The organism is Streptomyces sp. NPDC029292 (assembly GCF_055569295.1).
This window is the reverse complement of the sequence record NZ_JBVHXR010000041.1, coordinates 22,918-43,553: the sequence shown is the minus strand read 5'-3', so window position 1 is coordinate 43,553 and position 20,636 is coordinate 22,918. Positions and strand designations below refer to the sequence as shown.

The 20,636-nt window shown below is 68.0% G+C and carries 16 protein-coding genes and 4 pseudogenes; 8 read left to right on the top strand and 12 right to left on the bottom strand.

Annotated elements, in window-relative coordinates:
• Nucleotides 1–238: 238 nt before the first annotated feature.
• The gene (locus tag ACZ4WS_RS46370) at nucleotides 239–604 is read left to right on the top strand and encodes a DUF4262 domain-containing protein (RefSeq protein WP_467990041.1); all 366 of its coding nucleotides are present in this window, start codon (nucleotides 239–241) and stop codon (nucleotides 602–604) included.
• A gap of 211 nt (nucleotides 605–815) precedes the next feature.
• Here the strand turns inward: ACZ4WS_RS46370 and ACZ4WS_RS46365 are convergent, their stop codons facing one another.
• The 6 genes and pseudogenes from ACZ4WS_RS46365 to ACZ4WS_RS46340 form a co-directional block, all read right to left on the bottom strand.
• Nucleotides 816–2,465 carry a serine/threonine-protein kinase gene (locus ACZ4WS_RS46365; RefSeq protein ID WP_467990034.1) on the bottom strand — a complete coding sequence of 550 codons (1,650 nt, stop codon included), beginning with the start codon at nucleotides 2,463–2,465 and terminating at the stop codon, nucleotides 816–818.
• 154 nt (nucleotides 2,466–2,619) lie between these two features.
• Nucleotides 2,620–3,206 (bottom strand): annotated as a pseudogene (locus ACZ4WS_RS46360) (transposase); the annotation flags it as partial.
• A 750-nt stretch (nucleotides 3,207–3,956) separates the two neighbouring features.
• A complete protein-coding gene (locus tag ACZ4WS_RS46355) occupies nucleotides 3,957–4,652 on the bottom strand; it encodes a response regulator transcription factor (RefSeq protein ID WP_467990040.1) in 696 nt (231 codons plus the stop codon).
• Nucleotides 4,624–5,853 (bottom strand): sensor histidine kinase, encoded by a 1,230-nt coding sequence (locus ACZ4WS_RS46350; RefSeq protein WP_467990032.1) that lies wholly within the window; start codon nucleotides 5,851–5,853, stop codon nucleotides 4,624–4,626. The genes ACZ4WS_RS46355 and ACZ4WS_RS46350 overlap by 29 nt, the downstream gene beginning before the upstream one ends.
• Before the next feature lie 821 nt (nucleotides 5,854–6,674).
• Nucleotides 6,675–7,526 carry an alpha/beta fold hydrolase gene (locus ACZ4WS_RS46345; RefSeq protein WP_467990029.1) on the bottom strand — a complete coding sequence of 284 codons (852 nt, stop codon included), beginning with the start codon at nucleotides 7,524–7,526 and terminating at the stop codon, nucleotides 6,675–6,677.
• A gap of 915 nt (nucleotides 7,527–8,441) precedes the next feature.
• A complete protein-coding gene (locus ACZ4WS_RS46340) occupies nucleotides 8,442–9,017 on the bottom strand; it encodes a TetR/AcrR family transcriptional regulator (protein WP_467990027.1) in 576 nt (191 codons plus the stop codon).
• Between the two features lie 50 nt (nucleotides 9,018–9,067).
• Between ACZ4WS_RS46340 and ACZ4WS_RS46335 the strand changes: the two are divergent.
• Nucleotides 9,068–9,310: pseudogene (locus ACZ4WS_RS46335) on the top strand (anthrone oxygenase family protein); the annotation flags it as partial.
• Nucleotides 9,311–9,683: 373 nt separating this feature from the next.
• On the opposite strand, the gene ACZ4WS_RS46330 reads toward ACZ4WS_RS46335, so the two are convergent.
• Both ACZ4WS_RS46330 and ACZ4WS_RS46325 read right to left on the bottom strand, forming a co-directional pair.
• Nucleotides 9,684–10,631, bottom strand: a complete 948-nt coding sequence (locus ACZ4WS_RS46330) for an alpha/beta fold hydrolase (RefSeq protein ID WP_467990038.1) — start codon at nucleotides 10,629–10,631, stop codon at nucleotides 9,684–9,686.
• 447 nt (nucleotides 10,632–11,078) lie between these two features.
• A complete protein-coding gene (locus ACZ4WS_RS46325; protein WP_467990026.1) occupies nucleotides 11,079–11,477 on the bottom strand; it encodes a DUF4440 domain-containing protein in 399 nt (132 codons plus the stop codon).
• Nucleotides 11,478–12,074: 597 nt separating this feature from the next.
• On the opposite strand from ACZ4WS_RS46325, the pseudogene ACZ4WS_RS46320 reads away from it, so the two are divergent.
• A pseudogene (locus ACZ4WS_RS46320) lies at nucleotides 12,075–12,638 on the top strand (transposase family protein); the annotation flags it as partial.
• A gap of 24 nt (nucleotides 12,639–12,662) precedes the next feature.
• On the opposite strand, the gene ACZ4WS_RS46315 reads toward ACZ4WS_RS46320, so the two are convergent.
• A complete protein-coding gene (locus ACZ4WS_RS46315) occupies nucleotides 12,663–12,878 on the bottom strand; it encodes a hypothetical protein (protein ID WP_467990024.1) in 216 nt (71 codons plus the stop codon).
• A 29-nt stretch (nucleotides 12,879–12,907) separates the two neighbouring features.
• On the opposite strand from ACZ4WS_RS46315, the gene ACZ4WS_RS46310 reads away from it, so the two are divergent.
• From ACZ4WS_RS46310 to ACZ4WS_RS46300, 3 genes are all read left to right on the top strand, one after another.
• Nucleotides 12,908–13,612, top strand: coding sequence for a VanZ family protein (locus ACZ4WS_RS46310; RefSeq protein WP_467990023.1), 705 nt, complete (start codon nucleotides 12,908–12,910; stop codon nucleotides 13,610–13,612).
• Nucleotides 13,613–13,680: 68 nt separating this feature from the next.
• A complete protein-coding gene (locus ACZ4WS_RS46305) occupies nucleotides 13,681–14,397 on the top strand; it encodes a response regulator transcription factor (RefSeq protein ID WP_467990021.1) in 717 nt (238 codons plus the stop codon).
• A complete protein-coding gene (locus ACZ4WS_RS46300; RefSeq protein ID WP_467990019.1) occupies nucleotides 14,390–15,520 on the top strand; it encodes a sensor histidine kinase in 1,131 nt (376 codons plus the stop codon). The genes ACZ4WS_RS46305 and ACZ4WS_RS46300 overlap by 8 nt, the downstream gene beginning before the upstream one ends.
• Before the next feature lie 5 nt (nucleotides 15,521–15,525).
• On the opposite strand, the gene ACZ4WS_RS46295 is transcribed toward ACZ4WS_RS46300, so the two are convergent.
• Together ACZ4WS_RS46295 and ACZ4WS_RS46290 are read right to left on the bottom strand one after the other, a co-directional pair.
• The gene (locus tag ACZ4WS_RS46295; RefSeq protein ID WP_467990036.1) at nucleotides 15,526–16,794 is read right to left on the bottom strand and encodes an IS256 family transposase; all 1,269 of its coding nucleotides are present in this window, start codon (nucleotides 16,792–16,794) and stop codon (nucleotides 15,526–15,528) included.
• Between the two features lie 158 nt (nucleotides 16,795–16,952).
• On the bottom strand, nucleotides 16,953–17,921 hold the full coding sequence (locus ACZ4WS_RS46290; RefSeq protein ID WP_467990017.1) for a LysR family transcriptional regulator: 969 nt from the start codon (nucleotides 17,919–17,921) through the stop codon (nucleotides 16,953–16,955).
• Nucleotides 17,922–18,044: 123 nt separating this feature from the next.
• Between ACZ4WS_RS46290 and ACZ4WS_RS46285 the strand changes: the two genes are divergently transcribed.
• Both ACZ4WS_RS46285 and ACZ4WS_RS46280 read left to right on the top strand, forming a co-directional pair.
• Nucleotides 18,045–19,292, top strand: a complete 1,248-nt coding sequence (locus ACZ4WS_RS46285) for an MFS transporter (protein WP_467990015.1) — start codon at nucleotides 18,045–18,047, stop codon at nucleotides 19,290–19,292.
• Nucleotides 19,289–20,209, top strand: a pseudogene (locus ACZ4WS_RS46280) (IS481 family transposase); the annotation flags it as partial. The gene ACZ4WS_RS46285 and the pseudogene ACZ4WS_RS46280, both read left to right, overlap by 4 nt.
• A 36-nt stretch (nucleotides 20,210–20,245) precedes the next feature.
• On the opposite strand, the gene ACZ4WS_RS46275 reads toward ACZ4WS_RS46280, so the two are convergent.
• A complete protein-coding gene (locus ACZ4WS_RS46275; RefSeq protein WP_467990013.1) occupies nucleotides 20,246–20,611 on the bottom strand; it encodes a peptide deformylase in 366 nt (121 codons plus the stop codon).
• Nucleotides 20,612–20,636: the final 25 nt, after the last annotated feature.

Below are 20,636 nucleotides of genomic sequence, written 5' to 3'. Positions count from 1 at the left end.
GTCACCAGTGCGGCTCCGCCGGACCCAGCACTCCCGCCGCTCCGCGCCGAACCTTCTCGCTGGCTCCGCCGGTCACGACACCGCGACACTCCGCGACGCTCACCTCAAGATGCGATTCCTCCCGGGGCTGAAGCCCCGGGGCTCCTCGCAAGAATCCGCTGAAAAATCGAGGCCCGTCCTCCTCAGCCGAGCACCGGGCATCAGGCATCAGGCATGAGAGCCCCACCACCACGCAGCGATCTGGGTACGGCAGCGGACGTCCAGACTCACGCCTCCGCCGCGTAGCGGGGATCATCGCCCGGCCCGGCTACGCCGTGCAGTACGTCGGCGGCGACCCGGCAACCGGCCCTTCGCCTACACCGTCGGCCTGCACACCCACCCCGATCACGACTACGAGCTCGCAGTCTCGGGGCTGAAAGCCGAGACATCGCACAGCCTGCTCAACACCCTCTCTGCCACGCTCGCCGCCGGCGGCCTCGAACCCGCCGACGAGCGGGAAGTCAGAGGGGTACTCCACGGAGTCACACTCCAGCTGCGTTCGGTCAGCCGTCCGGAAGATCTCGGCATCATCTACGCCCTCTACTGCACCACCCCGCCGGCCTGACAAGCCATATGGCCCGACCAGCACAACCTGTTCCCCTACGACGCACACAGCAGCAACTCTGGGGCAACCCGTACCGCGGGACTCCTGGGACGGGGTGCCTGAGCGGCACGGACGGCAGGCACGGGCTGACACCGCCATGACGGACCAAGGGGCCCGAAGGTTGTCGTGGCGCGGGACTCTGAGGATCCGGCCGGGCGAGCGGCTCGCGCCGTCAGCGCCCCAACGGCTCGGACGCGGTGAAGCGCTCGAAACCCGCGTGGAAGGCCGTGCCTTGCGGGTCGGTCGCGCTGTAGTGGAAGGCGGCCACACCGCAGCCCCGCTCGTCGAAGGCGGCTCCGGTGTACGAGGCGACCCGGGTGCCGTCGACGGCGAGCTCCACCTTGATCCGGCCCTCGCCGGCCGAGGAACAGGTCATTGACATGTCGACCTGCTGCTGACTCTCCACCTTCAGGCCCACGTCCGCGAGGTCGACCTCGACGACCCGGTCATGCTGGAAAGTTCCCTTGAACCGGAACTCGCGCACGATCAGGGCCTCCTGACCCGTGGTCAGGTAGGTCGCCCAGCGGGAACCCTTCCGGTAGTCCCCCGAGCCGTTGCACCACAGCCCGACCCCGCCCTCGCCCCCGTACCAGGCCGTCTGGGTGCTCAGCCGTACCGCGAACGAGGACGGCTCGAAGGGCGCCTGCGGCCACACCTCCAGCTGGGTCCTGGGACTCACCAGCATGGTCCCGCCCTTGTGCGTGGTCTTCCCCAGGGTCGGGTCCTTGTACGACCAGTCGCCTGAGTCGGTCAAATCATCGGTGTACGAGAGAGGTTGGGAGCTCGTGGATCTCCCGGACGACGCGGACGAGGACGCGGAGGCCGAGCCATGGGCCTGCGGGCCGCCCTCCGTCGGCGATCCCCCCGAGCTGGTGCTGAGCACGATGGCAAGCAGCACTGCCGCCGCGGCACTACCGGCCGCGAACCCCCACAGCCGCAGCTGCTTGGCACTCGTGCCAGCGCCGCCGCTCCCGCGTCCGGGCGGTGGCGGTGGCGGTGGCGAACCCGACTCTGCCTGCGCGCCCTCCGTCGCCTCCGCCGCCCCCGCAAGCCGAGTGACGAGCTGGGCAGCGGTGGGACGGTCCGCCGGGTCCTTGCGCAGACAGTCCGCGATGACCGAACGGACCGGTTCCGGCACCGCCGTGAGATCCGCGTCGCGGGTGCACACGGCGACGAGCACTTCGTAATCGCTCTCCCCGTCGAAGGGATGCCGCCCCGTGGCGGCGAAGTACAGCGTGCCGCCGAGGGAGAACACATCGGAGGCGCCGGTGACCCGGAGCGACTTGACCTGCTCGGGCGACATGTACGCGGGCGAGCCGAGCACACTGCCCGGTGTGGTGAGCGCCGACTCGAGCAACCGGTCGTCGCGGGCGATACCGAAGTCGATGATCCGCGGTCCGTCCGGGGAGAGCAGGATGTTGGACGGTTTGATGTCCCGGTGCACGACACTCACCCGGTGCACCTGCGCCAACGCGTGCGCGACGGCCAGCGCCAGGGACTGGAGCCGCCCGGAGGGCAGCGGACCGTTGGCGGCCACATGCTGGTGGATCGTGGGACCCGGGACGAACTCGCTGACGATGTACGGATGTGGCCCGGACAGGTCGGCGTCGAGGACCCGCGCCGTGGCCAGCTCACCGACCCGGCTCGCCGCGCCGAACTCCCGGCGTACGCGGGCGAGCGCGACCTCGTCGTACTCCTTGCCCGGCAGCAGGAATTTCACCACGACCTGCCGCCCCGCCCGGTCCCGGGCGAGCCACACCACACCTTGCCCGCCCCGGCCGAGCTCGCGCTCGCAGACGTATCCGCCCACCGACAACTGCATCCGCGGATCCATGCCCCCGCCCCCAGCCCCGCCCCCGGTTCATGGCTGCCGTCCAGCGTATCGGCTCCCCGGGCCGCGACAGGCCTCTTGGCCCGGTCTCCTGCAAGCAGGAGTCTTAGAGGGCGTTTGACGTAGGCGAATTACCCTTTACATCCTAGTAAGTTCCTCGCCAGGTGGGTGTCGTCTCGTCCGTAATGCGCTTGGTGAGGTTGTCGATCGAGGCGATGTGGATCATAGCTTCCGAGCTGGCGGGCAGGGTCTCGTAGTCGCGGGCGAGGCGTCGGCACATCATGATCCAACCGAGACTTCGCCAGCGCCCCAAAGCCTTTTGACGACGTGAAAACCGCACACTCCAGATTTTCTGTCGACGACTTCGACGTCGATTCCGAGGTTGGCTCCGTGTTCGACGACGGCGTTCTTGAAGCCGGTGTCAACCCAGCTCTTGGAGATGGTCGGGTACGTCTTCTTGGCATGGTTGAGGAGTCGAATTCCCACGGCGTTCTCGGACAGGCTCACGGCGGTGACGGTCACGGCAAGGATCAGCCCGATCGTGTCGGTGAGGATGCCCCGCTTCCGGCCTGCGAACTTCTTCCCGGCATCTGTTCCCTGGCTGGTCAGGGGCACGTTGGTGGAGCTCTTCACGCTCTGGGTATCGATCACGGAGGCTGTCGGTTCGGGCTTGCGCCCCTCTTCCACGCGAGCCAGGCCGGTCAGGTAGCAGTTGAGCTCGGCAAAGATTCCGGTGCAGCCGCTCGTGGGATGCGGATGAGGGCATCGTGGTCTCCCACCTTTCGGTAGGGACCGTTGGCGGCGTGTGGTGCCGCGTTTGGCACGGCAGTGGGCCCTCCACCATCCGTCTCTTCATCAACCGTACGAGTGCTCTTCGCCGGTCGCCAGTGAGACGCCGCAGAAGGGCCTCCTTGCCGTCCGCCCCAGGCACGTCGTCGCTTCCGCGAGGTCTGCTCACCTGATGTGCGACGTGGTCTCGCTGACCCATTGAGACAGTGTGAGCTGCATGGCCAGGCTCGCTCGGCGTGGCCTGCGGTGACGGGGTGGCGCATGGCTGCAGTCGGCCCGGGTGGCCGCGTGCGTCCGCGTGTTTCGGCCTTTGCCGCACGCCAGGGCGTCGCGCAGAAGAGTCAGGTGTGCGGGCACGGCTGTGAGGCGGTCGTACTCGTCTCGGCATGTGCTGCAGGTTGCCTGGTGAGCCCGCACCGCGCTTGCCTCATCGGGTGCGAGGGTCATGAGTTCGTGTCCGGCCAGTAGTGCACGGATCGTGCGGCATTCTTCGACGGCCGTGTTCTCGTCGGACTTCTTGGTCAGGCAGTGGGCTTCGGTCATCATGGCAAAACCTCCGTTCAGGGTTTCACCATCGCCCAGGAACGGCCCTCAGCGCGTCGTCCCCACGCAGCGACTTCCGGCTACCACGGCTGCGGTATGCGCTACGTCGGCCTACGGCTGGGACAGACGATGGAAGCGCCGTGCTGGCGGTTATGCGGGTTGCTGGGAGCGATCCGGTTCCGTAGCCGGGCTGACCAGCCCGCACTGGTAGGCGACGACCACGAGCTGGGCGCGGTCACGAGCTGCCAGCTTGGTCATGGCCCGGTTGATGTGGGTCTTGGCGGTCAGCGGGCTGACGAACAGGCGCTCGGCGATCTCGTCGTTGGACAGGCCCAGTGCGACGAGGCTCGTGACGTCACGTTCCCGCGGCGTCAAGCTCTCCAGCCGCTCATGTACGGCCGCCGGGCATGGATCCGGCTGGGCCAGAAAACGAGTGATCAACGCTCGTGTCGCTGACGGGGAAAGCAGCGCCTCGCCGTCTGCCACCGTGCGGACGGCATCGAGGAGCTCCTCGGGTCGCGCACCCTTGCCGAGAAAGCCGCTCGCACCCGCACGCAGTGCCTCGGCGACGTGCTCGTCATCTTCGAAGGTGGTCAGGATGAGCACTTTCACACCTGCGAGGTCCTCAGACTCGGTGATGAGCCGTGTCGCCTCGAGGCCGTCCATCTCCGGCATGCGGATGTCCATCAGGACCACATCCGGGTGCTGTGCGCCGGCCAGCTCGACCGCCTCGCGGCCGTTGGACGCCTCGGCCACGGTCTCCATGTCATCCGTGGCGTCGAACAGCATGCGGAAGGTGCCCCGCAGCAGGGCCTGGTCATCGGCAAGCAGTACGCGAATCGTCATGCTCATGTCTCCGATCCAGTGCCGGACTGGGGCGCAGCGGCAGTTCGGCGGTCACGGTGAAACCGCCCTCGGGGCGCGGTCCCGCGTACAGCGTGCCCCCGATCGTGGTAGCCCGCTCACGCATCCCGATCAGCCCGTGACCGGCCCCCAGGTGAGGATGGTGCGGTCCGGCGCACCCGTCGTCCTCGACGGTGATCGTCAGCCGTTCACGGTGGTAGTGCAGGAACAGCCGGGCATGGTCGGCCCCGGCGTGCTTGCGCACATTGGTCAACGACTCCTGCACGATGCGGTACGCGGCCAGGTCGACCGCCGGCTCCAGCGGTTCGGTGGTGCCTCGCCTCGTGTGGCTCACGGCCAGCCCGGCGCGTTCGAACGACGCCAGAAGTGCTGGTACTTGCGCAAGGCCCGGCATCGGGTCGCGGGGCGCCACCGGCTCGTCGGACTGCCGCAGCAGACCTACGGTCACCCGTAGTTCGTCCAGCGCGGAGCGGCTGGTGTCCCGGATGTTCTCCAGAGCCGTCAGGATTTGTTCCGGGCGCTGGTCCACCAGATGGACGGCGACGCCTGCCTGAGCGTTGATCAAGGCGATGTGGTGCGCGACGATGTCGTGCAGCTCGCGTGCGATCCGGACGCGTTCGGCCGCCACTCGCTGCCGTGCTTCCTGCTCGCGGGTGCGCTCGGCGTGCTCCGCCCGTTCCTCCACGGCCGCCACATAGGCGCGCCGTGAGCGCAGCCCGTCCCCGACGGCGGCCGGCAGAGCCGTCCAGGCCAGCGTCGCGACATTGTCCGGGTCCAGCCATGAGTTCGAGGACCACACCGCGCCAGCGCCCACCATGACGGCAGCCGAGACAGCTGCCGCGGTCCAGGCAGTGCGCCGGTCGGTCTGTACGGCGACGTTGTAGACGGACACCAGAACCGGGCTTGTCACCAGTGGGCTCTCCCGAAACCCGAGCACCTGAAAAACCACCCCGCAGCCAACGGCGACGGCCAGTACGCCGAACGGGTGGCGACGCCGCCACACCAACGCCGAGCAGCCGACGGCAGCCAGCACCACGGCGGGCCACCGCAACACGAACTGGTGCTGGTGCGGGTCCACCGAGGCAGCCGCCACCGACAGCACGCACAGCACAGCCACGCCCAAGGCGTCGACCGCGCGGTTCCGGACTCGCCCCTGCCGCCTCCAACTGTTGAGCACCGTCATGCCATCACCGTAGGGTCGGCGGCCGGGTCAGGCATCGTCTCGCCACGGCAGGAGGTGCGCTGGGGCGCCATTGCCTGATCCGCGGATTCGGGCCGTGTCCCCGCCGGACGTGACCAGGCTCAGGGGCGGACCGAGGCTGAGCGTGCGGTCATGATGACAAGGCGCCCAGTACGAGGCATGGATGCGTGTGCTGATCCGCCGCCCGCCGGACCAGAGCGGTTGCGCAGGGCAGTCCGTTCGCTGCCCGCTCTGCGGTCCATCGCTTCCAGGACGAAGGCCAACCGGGTCGACTCCCCCGGGAGTCCGGTTTCGTCCACGGAGCGGCCCTGGCTCCGCCGGATCGTTGTAGATGTCGCGGCCCGAACAGGCAGAGGGGAGAACGTCCATTCCAGGGCGCTACGGCGCCCATCCGCCAGCCTCTCCCCAGCAGGTGCCGGGCACACCGATGTGACGCTGTCGGGCGAGCAACGCTCCGCCTTCGACGTCACAGGACCGTCATCACCTGAGACTGAGCAATCCAACTGGCTGTGACCGCGCTTCCGTGACAGGCACGGCCAGCAAGTACGCGGGGCGCGGTCAGACGAGCGGTGCCCGCCGACCTGCTCGATCATCTGCATCCGACTCATTGCTCGGCCAGGTCGAGCGGCAAGTGGCCAGGGAGACAGGGCGGTGCCGAGGGAGTCGGCTCCCATGGGCTTCGGGGCGCCCTTCTCGTAGAAGACGTCGCTGTCCGTGATGGTGATCCCTGCGGTGGTCAGAATGTCGGCGGTCGGCCGGGCGAGGTGGCAGCCGGCCGGGCACGGCGGGGTGTCACACGGAGATCATGCGTGGTCGGAGTGGTACACGAGCCATTCCAGGGCGGCCGCGCCGGCGTTGAGGACGGAGATGTGTCCGGCGGCCGCGCTGAGCCGCAGTTCTGCCGCGGGGCAGCGGCTGGCGAGCCACTGGCTGTGCGAGCTGGGTACGACACGGTCCCGGCCGCCGTGCAGGAAGAGAACCGGCGCGATGACCTGGCCGGGATCGAATCCCCACGGGGTGACGTAGGCCAGGTCGTCGTCGATCAGCCCGCCTGGGCCGGCCTCCACGGCTGGACCGAAGACGTCGCCGAACCAGGACCACTCTTCAGAGAGTGCAGCATGGTCGGCCGGGGTGAACATTCCCGGGTCGTACTCGGCACTCGCCTCGTAGATCTCCTTCGCCGCGCGCCCCTTGGCGGCAGCACGTAGGGATGCCACGCCGGAGTCTGCCATTCCGTCGAACCAGTCGAGCCCTGCAGCGCCGAGCGGGGCCAGTCCTGCCACGCTGACCACGCCGAGGACACGTTCTGGTAGCAGGGCGCCGCATGCCAAGGCGTGGGGACCGCCGCCGGAATGTCCCATCACCGCGAACCGGTCGATGCCCAGCGCCTCGGCGATGGCGGCTACATCACCTGTGGCCGACGCAATGTTCCGGCCGGGGTGGGGCGTGGATCCGCCGTATCCGGGCCGGTCGTAGGACACCCAGCGGATGCCGAGCCGGGCGGCGGCCGGGAAGAGGGGCTCAGGCGGTGCGCCGATGTTCGGCGTGCCGTGGTGCCAGAAGACGACGAGGCGGCCGTCGGAGTTGTCCGCGCCGGTGTCGTACACATGCAGCCTGCGACCATCGCTGAGCTCCAGATCGGTCTCCGTCGTCACACCGCACCCCCGACGCCTCACACCTCAGCCACTCAGCCGTCGGTTGAACCTAGTGGCCATCACCCCGGAGTGACAACGATCAAGCGTCGGTGTCACGGGACCCACATCACTGTGGCTGAGAAGCCGTATCTCAACCGAACTTGATCGCTTGATTCTTGCTGGTCGGGCATGGTTCCGCTCGGGGTGAGGGAGGCATGCGGCGTCTTGTGTCCGCTTCGTGGGCGAGGGGTGCGCGGTGGGGTCGGTGCTGGGAATGCGGGAGGCACGGGAGGCAGCTGCCCGCGTGCGGGTAGAGGGTCTGCGGGAGGAAGTCGCGCGGCTGGCCGAGGTGTTGGAGGCCGCCGGGATCGAGCTGGACCGACGGGTGATCGCGCGGGAGGAACTGGTCGAGGCCCTGGCAGTCTCTGCGGCCCGACACCACTGCCGTGCCCGTGATCGAGGCGGAGGAGGAAGCGGCGCCGTCGCTCGCCCCGGTGCCGGGCTCGACGGTGCCGCCCTGGCGGGACGGGCTGCCGGTGACGGTGCTGGCGCCGGACTATCAGCGGATTCTCGGCGTGCTGGAACAGCAGCGATCAGCGGGTCACGGGCCGCTGCGCGCCAAGGAGATCGCGGTGGAGCTGGGCCCTGGGACGACGCCGGCGAAGGTCGAAGGGGTGCGGTCGAAGGCCAGGCGCCTGGCGGAGAGCGGGTGGCTCCTCCTGGAGACGTCGGGGGCATTCAGTGCCGGTCGGCGACCCGTGGCCGTGCCACCTGGGCCGGGTCGGGTCGAGCTGCGCGGCGAAAAAAGCCGAGGCCGTCCGCAGCACCTCGTTCGCCCGCCTGAGGTGGGCGTTCTCCCTGCGCCGGGCCGCGAGTTCCTCGCGCTCGCCGGTGGTCTTACCGATACTCGATCCGTGGATGCGCATCGGCTAGGGCCTAGCGGGGGACGAAGCGGTCGACCAGCAGCGTGAGGCGGTCGGCGACCCGGTCGGCGGGCAAGCGTCCGGCGCGAGTGAGGGTGACCAGTCCGTGCAACGCGGCCCAGAACGTCTCAACGAACAACCCCGGTTCATCAAGGTGCGCGTGGTCGACAAGAGGGTCCAGCAGGGCCCGGAACGCCTCACGCAGCGGGGCGGGTGTGGCCTCGTCGGCGAAGGGGAGGCCGTTGTCAAGGCCGACCATCGCGTCGTATAGGGCGGGATTGCGCGCGGCGAAGTCGATGTAGGCGCCGGCCATTGCTGCCACCGCCTCCCGGTCGGCGGGCCCTTGCGGCACCGCGGCGCGCAGCGCGTCCGTCAGCTCGGCGAACCCCTCAAGCGCGACCGCTCCCACGATCTCGTTCTTGCCCCGGAAGTGGCTGTAGAGCACAGGCTGGCTGTACTCGATCTGCTCGGCGAGCCGACGCGTGGTGACGGCGTCCCATCCCTGGGTTTCAGCGAGTTCGCGGGCCGTGGAGACGATCAGCCTGTGGCGGTTGGCCCGCTCGCGTTCCTTGCGTTCACGTACCGACATGAGCAGATTCTAGCACCGCTAGACAATAGAGCAGTGATATGTCTAGCATCGCATCACTGGCGTGGGGCGGCGCGGGCGCGACGCTCATCGCAGCGGGCGCTGTGCTGCTCGTGCTGAGCGTGGTGATGTCGATCCTGCTACTCGTGCCGATCAACTCGCGTGTCGCGACCTGGTCGCGCGAGGGCGTGCCCGCGGACTGGAAGCAGCAGGTGAGGCGGTGGGACCGGTTCCATTACGTCCGCGTGGCCGTCATCGTGCTCGCCTTCGCCCTGTTCGCCGTCGCCCTCGTCTAGGCGGCCCGACCGCGCTTTCTCTTCTCCGTCGCCTCCTCGGCCTGCCTGCCGGGAGGCGGCGCCGTTTCGACTAGATGAATGAGTCCAAGGGGTGTCGTTGCGGTCCGTGACCGTAGGCGGTCAGTGATCGTTTGACCGTCTGTCCGGTCTTGTCGTTGTGCCAGATCGCCGCCGTGAGCCCGAGGATCCGGCACAAGACGCGGGCCGCCACCCCTGCCGGGCTCTTGCCGCCGTGTCGTTCGCGTCGACGCCGAGCCCGGCGACATCAAGCTGTCTCTCCCACCTCCGCACGGGGCACCGAGGTCGTCGGCCAGCAGGCACACCAGTACCTGTTCCGCCGGCCTTGGAGTCGGGGCGAGTCGGTAGGCCAGGCTCAGGCACAGGCCCTGAGGAATTCGATGAGCGCCGCGTTCACCTCGTCCGGGCGTTCCTGCTGAGTCCAGTGCCCGCAGCCGGCCAGTTTGAGGGGCTTGCGCCACAGGTTGGGCATGAGGTCGGGGAGGCTCTCGATGAGTTCGGGTGTGCCGGGGAAGGCGGGGACGGCGTCGCGGTCGCCGTAGATGTACAGGGCGGGCCGGGTGACGACGGCGCCGTGCCACGGAGCGGTCAGTTCCCAGTTGCGGTCGAGGTTGCGGTACCAGTTGAGGGCCCCGGTGAAGCCCTTGGAAAAACTCTCGGTGAGTACATCGAGATCGTCCTCGGTGAACCACTCCGGCAGTACCTCGGGATCCGGCATGGCCGCGAGCCAGCCCTGCCCGGGTTTGACCAGCGGCTGCTTGACCGCGCCGGTGTCAGGAGCGGAGCCGGAAGCCGAATAGAAGAACTTACGGAGGGTGGTGCGTACGTCCCTGGCGAACTCGGCGTCGGCGACACCAGGGCGGTTGAAGTAGTTCCAGTAGAAGCGGCCGCCGAACTTCTTGTCCATGGCGGCCAGCGGAGGCTGCGTCCCCCGGAAGGGGGGTGGCACGCTCAGGCCGGCCACCCCGAGCACCATGTCCGGTCGCAGCAGCGCGGTGTGCCAGGCGACCGGCGCGCCCCAGTCGTGCCCGACGACGTACGCCTTCTCCTCGCCCAGGGCTTGGATCAGTCCGACGACGTCACCGACCAGGTGGAAGATGGTGTACGCGTCGACGTCGTCGGGATGGTCGCTGCGTCCGTATCCACGCTGGTCAGGGGCGACCACTCGGAAGCCCGCATCGGTCAGAGGGCCGAACTGGTGGTGCCAGGAGTGCCATGACTCGGGGAAGCCGTGCAGGAGCACCACCAGGGGGCCGTCGCCTTGCTCGGCGATGTGCAGCCGAACGCCGTTCACGTCAACCATTCGTTGCTGAACCATGTGCATGAGCGTACGTGCCGTGATCTTCGGGCGGTGGTGCCGACACTGGGCCTACCGGGAGCCCGCCTCACTCGTCTCGTAGGGAGCCGACGGAGGCCGAGGGTGTAGCTCACGCGCTCGCTGCAGGTGCGATGCTCGGGCGGCGGCCCGGGCAGCGTTCCGCCTTCGGCTCGCCGTCCGCTGGGAACGCCGCCCGGAACTCCACGACGCCTTCGTCTCTTTGGCCTGCGGCCTCATCTGCTGGCGACGCCTCAAGAAGCACCAGTCATGACCGTGCTACGAGCTCATAGCGCCCTGCGTCCACGTTCCCGAGGGCGGGGCGACCCGGCTGTCAAGGTGCTCGATATACCGTGTCGAACGAGGATGATTGAGCCCGGTGCGACGCACCACATCAACCCAAGCTGATAAGCCGCAGCCGGACCGCCCCTGCGGTCAGGGCTGGTCGCACCAGGCAAACGCTGCGATCCGCCAGCCCTCTGAGGTGCGGACGAATTGGATGGTCTTGGTCCCGCCTCCCTCGAACGGCTCACCATCCAAGATCCCGGACTTGCGGTACTCGCCGAACCGCGACGCGATATGGCCCGCGATCTCTGTCCGTTCAGAGGTCTCCCACTCGGAGAACTCGACCAGCCGACCGTCGGTCAGCAGCCGTTGGCGAGGCTCGATGAACTCGTCCACGGTGTAGACCGTGAACTCCGGGCCGGTCTTGACGATCACGCCACCCGGAAGAACCAGCCGGCGGATCCGGGCCACGTCGGCAGCCTTGCCGCCCCGGTTGTCAAAGGCATCGAAGAACTCGACGGTCACCACGTCTATCTCGATCTTGGACATGGCGCGACAGTAACAGCGAAGGGGCGCCGTACATCGTCGGTCTCGACCAGCTGCGGAATGTCGTCGAGGCAGACCGTCGCGCGCCAGTTCAAGCGCCTCGCAGTCCGCTGGAAACGGCGGCTCGACCTCCACAACGCCATAGCCTCCCTGGCCTGCGGACTGATCTGCTGGAGGCGACTCACAGCCCTTCACCATGATCGTGTTACGAGTTCTTATGTCACGACAGGTAATGATTCATCAGTCCTGCGGTTGATGCTCCGCGTCTGGCCCACCGGCACCGTGCTGCGGATACTTAAGCGATTTGAATCTTCTGCGGGTCCAGGGAAAACACGCTTCGCAACAGCGAAAGACGACCTTCCAGGATCGACAACTGTCCGCGTCCGACACGGGAGGTGCTGAGTGAAAGCGTCTGGCAAGGGCGGCGGGGCGGTGCTTCAAGTCGTGCGCTACTTGAACACAGGACCAGTCGAACACTCCGGATGCCCCCAACCTCTTCGGCTGGCTCCTTGACCGCAGTGTCCTGGGTTTCCTCACTGTCACTGGGTCCGAGCTCGACATCGACTGCTGGTGGGCGGGATGGGCGGCCTGGCCGGCGCCGCGCCGCTGTTCGGGAACTCGAAGTCCGCGGCCGATCGGATCCCGGACCATCTCGCCCCGCTGATGGCGATCTCGCCGACCCACCGGCCGCGCAAGGACACCGTGTACATCGTGAACGGCACGCTGGTGCCACCCCGCGACCGCAGCATCTCCGCATCGAGCAAGAACTACCGGTACTCGACGAACCTGCAGGTCGTCATCGACGCCAACGGCCGCCTTGTGGTGGCCATCGGCCTCCCGCTGCCCGGCAGCCGCAACAACTGCCGGGCGTTCACCGAATCCGGCGTTGACCGGGCCTGTCGCGGAGCTCCGATCATCGCCGACGGCGGCTACCGGGGCACCGGTGCGGTCATCCCGCACCGCAGACGGCGAGGCCAACAGCACCTGAGTGCCGAGCAGGAGGCCGAGAACAAGGTTCACCGCACAGCACGCGCCCGCGTCGAGCAGGCCCTGTCCCGCCTGAAGAACTGGAAGATCCTGCGGGACTGCCGGCTCAAGGGCAACGGCGTCCACCAGGCCATGCTGGGCGTCGCCCGACTTCACAACCTCGCCCTCACGGGATAACTCTCGCCCCATACGTGACAGCCTTTAGGCGTTCACGGTCCAGGGCAGATGTGCGGGCGTGACGGCGAGCTCGTCCTGGATGCTCGGCAGTGCGATGTTCACGGACGAGTCGTCCAGCACCTGCGGTCGCTGGGCTGGCGCGATCACCAGCGGCGGGACCATCTCACTGCCGGCTTGCGCCAGTTCCTTGATGCCGGGGATTCCGTGTATCGCGGGCGTATCGAAAATCGCATACGCCACCGCAACGGCCCTCCGTCTCCAATGGGGGCGTGAACCACAACGTATCCCTGTCAGCACCGCTCCGCCACATGCGCAGGATCGTGCTCTTCGGCCTGGCAATCCTCGGCCTGGCGGGCGCCGCCTTCGTCGTGCGGGGGCCGCTCATGATGTCTGCTCCGAGGTGCATGGCCGGGCGGTGGCACGGCTGCTTCGATACGTTCAACGGCGTGGTGCTCATGACGTTGGTCACGCTGCCGGTGGCCGCGCTGGTGGTGTGGGCTCTGGCGCTCCGTCGGCGTGCCGCCGGCGTCACTTCGGCGTGGCGGATGTCGCTGGCCGAGGTGGGCATGGTCCACGGGACGGTGCCGTTCCTCTGGCTGACCATGATGCCGGGCGCCGGGGCCGGCACCGTCCCCGCCCGGGTGAGCCTGGTACCGCTGCGGGACCTGGTGACGATGGGGCCGCTCGGGATCGTCGGCAACCTGCTGGTCTTCGCGGCGCTGGGGTTCTTCGCCCCGATGCGGTTCGCGGCGCTGGCGTCCGTGCCGCGGATCCTGGCGCTCGGGGCGGGCTGCTCGGTCCTGGTCGAAGCCGCGCAGTACGTCCTGCGCCTTGACCGGGTGTCCTCCGTGGACGACGTACTGGTCAACGCCGCCGGCGCCGTACTGGCCGCGCTGGCGTCGCGCCGCTGGTGGCGCACAACGGCAAAAGCGCCGTCGGACGAGCCTCGCCCCGCGCCGGTACCGGCAGGCTGAGTCGCATGTCCGGTGTGCACACGTCTTTGCATACGTCGGCGATAAGTTGTGCTGCTTAGGCTTCAGACATGCGCGTACTGATCGTGGAGGACGAGCCCTACCTGGCCGAAGCCGTCCGTGACGGTCTGCGGCTTGAGGCGATCGCCGCCGACATCGCCGGCGACGGCGACTCCGCCCTGGAACTGCTCAGTGTCAACTCCTACGACCTCGCGGTCCTCGACCGCGACATCCCCGGCCCCTCCGGCGACGAGGTCGCCCGGCGCCTCGTCGCCTCCGGCAGCGGCATCCCGATCCTCATGCTCACCGCTGCCGACCGGATCGACGACAAGGCTTCCGGGTTCGAGCTCGGCGCCGACGACTACCTCACGAAGCCGTTCGAGCTGCGGGAGCTTGTCCTGCGGCTGCGGGCGCTCGACCGCAGACGCGCGTACGCCCGGCCCCCGATCCGCGAGATCGCGAGCCTGCGGCTCGACCCCTTCCGCCGGGAGGTCTTCCGCGACGGACGCTACGTCGCACTCACCCGCAAACAGTTCGCCGTGCTGGAAGTCCTCGTCACCGCCGAGGGCGGGGTCGTCAGCGCCGAAGAGCTGCTGGAACGGGCCTGGGACGAGAACGTCGACCCCCTCACCAACGCCGTGCGCATCACCGTCTCCGCACTGCGCAAACGGCTCGGCGAACCATGGATCATCGCCACGGTGCCCGGCGTCGGCTACCGGATCGACACCGGTACGGACACCATCACTCCCGGCAGGGACACCACCGACCCCGGCAGTACGCATGCATAGACGCCCAGGGCTCAGCGCCCGACTGAAACTCACCCTCAGCTACGCCGGGTTCCTCGCCGTCGCCGGCGCTCTCCTGCTGGCCGTGGTGTGGGTGTTCCTGCTGCGCTACGTACCCGACAACCCCAAGGGCCTTCTCGGAATCTCGCCCAACCGCTACCTCCTTGTGCGCACCTTCGCCCCCGCCGCGGCCATGGCGATGGTCTTCCTGCTCGTGTTCGGCCTCATCGGGGGATGGATCCTCGCCGGCCGGATGCTCGCACCACTCACACAGATCACGGATGCGGCACGGATGGCCGGGAACGGGTCGCTGGCCCACCGGATCCGCATGAAGGGCCGCCAGGACGAATTCCGTGAACTCTCCGACGCGTTCGACTCGATGCTCGACCAACTCGAGTCCCACGTCGCCGAGCAACAGAGGTTCGCCGCGAACGCCTCCCACGAACTGCGCACCCCGCTGGCGATCTCGCGGACGCTCCTCGACGTCGCCCGCAAGGACCCCACACGGGACCGGGGCGAACTCATCGAACGCCTGCACGCCGTCAATACGCGGGCGATCGACCTCACCGAGGCCCTCCTGCTGCTCAGCCGCGGCGACCGCGGAAACTTCACCCGCGAGAGCGTCGACCTCTCCCTCCTCGCCGAAGAAGCCGCCGAAACGCTGCTTCCCCTCGCCGAACAACGACGGATCACGCTCGACGTCACCGGCGGGGCGGCCCGGACCAGCGGCTCCGCGGAGCTCCTGCTGCGGATGGTGACGAACCTCGTCCAGAACGCCATCGTCCACAATCTCCCCACCGGCGGCACCGTGACGGTCCACACCGAGGCGCACGGCGACACGAGCGTGCTGCGGGTCGAGAACACGGGCCGTCGGCTCCCACCGGAACTGGTACCGACCCTCACCGAACCCTTCCAGCGCGGAACGGAACGCGTACGCACCGACGAGCACGCCGGCGTCGGCCTCGGCCTGGCCATCGTGCACAGCATCGTCCGCGCCCACGACGGGACCCTCGACCTCGTCCCCCGCCCCGCCGGCGGTCTCCTCGTCACGGTCCGGCTCCACGCGGGTCTATCAGGAATGAGGTGTGATTCGTCTGATTGGCCTACAGGTTCTTCCGTGGGCTGATTGGTCTACACCCGTCCGGCTGAAAGGCGGCCGTCGAAGAGGAGGTCAAACTCGTTCAGCGCGCTCTTCCAGCGGTTGTTCCAGCGCTGGCGGCCGCGTCCGGTGGGGTCGAGGGCCAGGGTGGCCAGGTAGAGGCGCTTGAGGGCGGCGGTCTCGTTGGGGAAGTGGCCGCTGGCTTGGGCCGCGCGTCGGTAGCGGGCGTTCAGCGACTCGATGGCGTTGGTGGTGTAGACGACCTGGCGGATGGCGTCCGGGAGGCCGAGGAAGGGGACGAATTCGCTCCAGGCCCGTTCCCAGGTCCCGGTGATCGAGGGGTACTTCTTGCCCCACGTGTCGTCGAAGTCGGCCAGTCGCTGCCGGGCCTGCTCCTCGTTGACGGCCGTGTATACGGGCTTGAGGTCGCGGGCGACGTCGGCCCAGTCGCGGCGGGACGCGTAGCGCAGGCTGCCGCGGATGAGGTGCACGATGCAGGTCTGCACCACGGTCTGCGGCCAGACGGTGTTCACCGCGTCTGGCAGGGCGGAGAGGCCGTCGCAGACCAGCATCAGCACATCACGGACGCCCCTGTTCTTGATCTCGGTCAGGACGGTCTGCCAGTACTTGGCGCCCTCGCCGCCGTCGCCGGCCCACAGCCCGAGGATCTCCCGGTAGCCGTCGGCGGTGACCGCGATGGCCACATAGATGGGCCGGTTCGCGACGTGCCCGTCGCGGATACGGACGTGGATCGCATCGATGAAGACCACCGGGTAGACCGCGTCGAGCAGGCGGGTGCGCCATTCCGCCATCGACTCCAGGGCCTTGTCGGTGATCGTGGAGACGGTTTCCTTCGCTGTCGTCATCCCGTACACCTCGGCGAGATGGGCGACGATCTCGCCGGAGGTGAGTCCCTTCGCGGTCAGCGACAGCACCATCTCGTCCAGTGCACCCGTCCGGCGGGCGTACTTGGGCAGCAACCGCGGGCTGAAGGTGCCCAGACGGTCCCGGGGGACCTGCACGGTCACCGTGCCGACCTCCGTCATGACTTTCTTGGCCCGGTAGCCGTTGCGCATGTTGCCGCCCGAGCGCGAACCACGGCCGCCGGCCCGCTCGGCCTCGGCCGCGAGGTGCACATCCATCTCGGCCTCCAGAGCGGCCTGCATCAGATGCTGGGCCAGCTCGGGCAGCAGCCCGCCCTCGCCCATCAGTCGCAGCCCTCCCAGGCGCACCTTCTCGGCCGCCAGCGCGGCCAGCTCCTCCAGCAGCTCGCTGGACAGACCGTTCGCGGATACCGGCATCGACTTCACGTCGGCACCTTCGACGCCCTCACCGGCCACGGCAAGCGACACACCGTCAGCGGCCTCGATCAGGTGATCCGTCGTCGTACTCATCAGGCCACTCCTTCGGGGAAGCACACACCTGATTCATGACACTCCCGTGCTGCTGGAAGCGACCGTCAGCGTCGGGTGTGTTCGATGCTTCCGTCGCTGCGGCGTGGTGTCGTTGCCCAGGATGGGAGCCAGGCTGTCTCGGGGAGCGGTGCCAGGCTTCCGAAGTGGTTGATGATTGCCCGGAGTCCTGGGTGTGGATTCGCTCGGGGGAAGATGAGCGAGAGCGGGTATGCGAGCGTCGGATTCACGATCGGGATGCGGCGTAGGTCGTAGTTCGTCGGCCAGATGTACCGGTCGCGCGAGCCTACGAGGGTTGCCACGTCTGCGGAGTCCGCGAGGATGTCGAGGAGTACCTCGTTGCCGAAGTTCGGGCCCGCGGCGTCAATGCGGAGGTCGAAGTCGGTGGCGAGCTGATCGTAGAACTCTGCCCATTCGCTTCGCGGCGCGATACCCGGCACCCAGATCCGGTGCTGGCGCAGCTGGGATGGTGTCAGTGTTCGTGCGGAGGCGAGCGGGTGCCTCGGGCCGACGAGGAGTTCCAGCGGGGAGTCGAACGCGTGGATCATTTGCACGTCGCGCGGCAGTGCGGCCGGGTCGGTGACCGAGCGGAACGAGGCGTCGATATCGCCTGCTTGGACGGCGGTGACCGCCACGCGCGGGTCGTTGACCCTGAGGGTCACCACGTCGAGGTCGGTTTCGGGATGCGACCGCCAATAGTCGTGCAGGACGACGGCCTGCGCGGATCGCAGGCCGAGAACGTCGATCCGAAGGGCCCGCGAGCCCGGTCTGATCGCGGTGATGGCGCGATCGACACCCGTGATGATGTTCCGGGCGTGCGGGAGGAAAGCTTGGCCGTCGAGTGTCAGCTCGACCCCTCGGGCGGTGCGGGTGAACAACCGGACGTCGAGTGCGCGCTCGAGGGTTGCGATCCGCTTCGACACGGCCTGTTGCGTTACGCCGAGCTCGTCGGCTGCGTGTTGCAGCTGTCCGAGCTCGGCCGCGCGGACGAACGATCGCACCGCCTCGGTATCCATTGATCCAGCATAAGCGTGCCCAACTGATGGTTGTGGCTCGCCCCGGAGTCGGTTGTTTGATCCCGCGACGGTGCGGCCGGTGTGATTCAGAGACCCGAACATCGGTTGTCACGAGGGAGTCGCATGCGCGTGCAGTTGGGGCGCAGTTTCGGTTGGCTGTGGTCGGCCTACGCCGTCAGTACATACGGTACGTGGATTGCCTTCGGCGCGTTCCCGCTGATCGCGGTTCGAGTGCTGCACTCGCCGGCATTCGCCGTGTCGCTCCTGGAGGCGGCCGGGCTTGCCGTCGCGGCGATTGTTGCGTTCTCGCTCGGGCCGTGGGTTGAGCACCGGGCCAAGCGTCCGGTGATGATCGCGATGGACCTGATCCGGTTCGTCGCGATGGCAAGTGTCCCGATCGCGTACGTCCTCGGCTTGCTTTCATACGGCCAACTGCTGGTCGTCTCGGTCATCTCCGGGACCGCGAGCATCGCCTTCACTGCCGCATCCGGCGCGTATCTGAAGTATCTCGTCCGTAGCGATCACCTCCTTGTGGCGAACGGGAGATTCGAGGGCACGAGCTGGGTGGCGACCGCGGCGGGCCCGCCCCTCGGTGGTGCACTCATAGGGTTGCTCGGCCCGGTCATCACTGTCATGGCCGACGCCCTCAGCTACCTGCTGTCCGCGCTCGGGGTCCTCCGCATCCGCGGAGGCGACGTCGCGGCACCCCGCGACCGGGCCACCAGGTTGCGCGGAGCCGACCTTCTTGGCGGCTGGCGGTTCATCCTCCGCGACCGCGCACTAAGGTGCCTGTTCCTCAACTCAATCCTGGTCGGCGGCCTGATCATGGCCACCGTCCCGCTCCTGTCCGTCCTCCTGCTGGGCCAGTACCACTTCCCGGCCTGGCAATACGGTCTTGCCTTCGGCATCCCGGCACTCGGCGGCTTCGTGGGCGCCCGCCTCTCCGCGCGCCTCGTGACCCGCTACGGCCGGCACCGGGTCATGCTCGTCTCCGGCTGGCTGCGATCGCTCTTCCCACTCGGTCTCACGTTCGTCCATCCCGGCATCCCCGGTCTCCTCACCGTGATCATCGTCGAGGGCCTGCTGATCACCTGCATGGGCATCTTCAATCCGATCTACGCAACAGAACGCCTGCAACGGACTCCCGCGGATCACACCGCCCAAATCCTCAGTACATGGAGTGCCATCAGCAAACTCCTACAAGCTGCCCTAATGGTGATCTGGGGCATTCTCGCCACACTCACCAGCCCGCTCGCCGCGATCACCATGTCCGGCGTTCTCCTGCTCGCCACCCCGCTCTTGCTGCCCAAACGGATACATTTGTCCGCCCCTGAGCCCGCCGCGTCGACCGAAGACGTCCGGGTCGCATGACTCACCGCAACGCCCCGCTCACCCCGGAAGGGCGCCGCCGGCTCATCGAGCGCTGTCGCACCCGCCCGGTCGCGCATGTTGCCGCGGAAATGGGGATATCGCGAGTGACGGCGTCGAAGTGGGTGAATCGTTACGCCACCACGGCGAGCTCGGACTGCTTGACCGGTCCTCGGCCCCGCACCGGCAGCCGACCGCTACCCCTGGTCGTCTGGTCGACCGGACGAGAGGATGCGCCGCGAGCGCAAGTGGTCTGCCTCGCGGATCGCGTTCGAGCTGGAGCAGGACGGCACGCCCGTCAGCCGACGCACCATCACCCGGCTCCTCGCACAGCTCGGCTTGAACCGGCGTCGATTCATCGACCCGACCGGCGAGACGAATCGTGAACCGCAGCAGATCATCGCCGCACGCCCCGGCCATATGGTGCATATCGACGTGAAGAAAGTCGGGCGTATCCCGGACGGCGGCGGTTGGCGCGTATACACGGGCGGGGCAGCCCGCAAGCGAAAGCCGTCGACCGCACGAAAACACGCGGCTCAAGGACCGGCTACGTCTACCTGCCCTCCGCGATCGACGGCTACTCCCGCCTCGCCTACACCGAAGCACTCGAGAACGAGAAAGCCGACACCGCAGTTGCGTTCCTTGACCGAGCACGCGCCTGGTTCGCGGCGCACGGCATCACCGCAATCGAGCGCATCGTGACCGACAACGGCGCCTGTTACCGCGCCGGCATCTTCGGCGCAGCCCTCGAAGGCAGCCGCCACCAGCGCATCACCCCGTACACGCCGAGGCGCAACGGGAAGATCGAACGCTACAACCGCATCCTCACCGAAGAGTTCCTCTACACCCGCACCTGGGCCTCAGAAGCCCAACGAGCTGAAGCGCTAAACACGTGGAATCTGCACTACAACTACCCCCGCAGATGCCCGGCCTGCCGCTGAAAAGGCTGTTCCGACCTATCCCCCGGAGCGCGGGCTGTACCGCCAGTTCTGTCCCGTGCCCACATACTCGGCCACCGAGATCGTGCTGTTGCCGGGAGCCATTCGCGCGACATACAGCACCCCGTCCAGATGATCGACTACGTGCGCGACCAGCCGGGCGAGCCCATCCGTGAAGATCGTCGTCCGACACTTCCCGTCGAAGTCCTGATGCCGTACCCGCAGCGTGCGCGGACGGGGCACCCTGCCGCGGACATCGAAGAAGGACAGGCACCCCTCGTACTGCTCGTCGGTGTCTTCGGAGACATCGGTGACGCGCGGGTTGAGCAGGACGATGACACCAGCGCCGGTCTCGGCGGGCTGGATAACGGCGGCCGACGCCAAGCTGAGGAGCGGCGATGCCCATGCC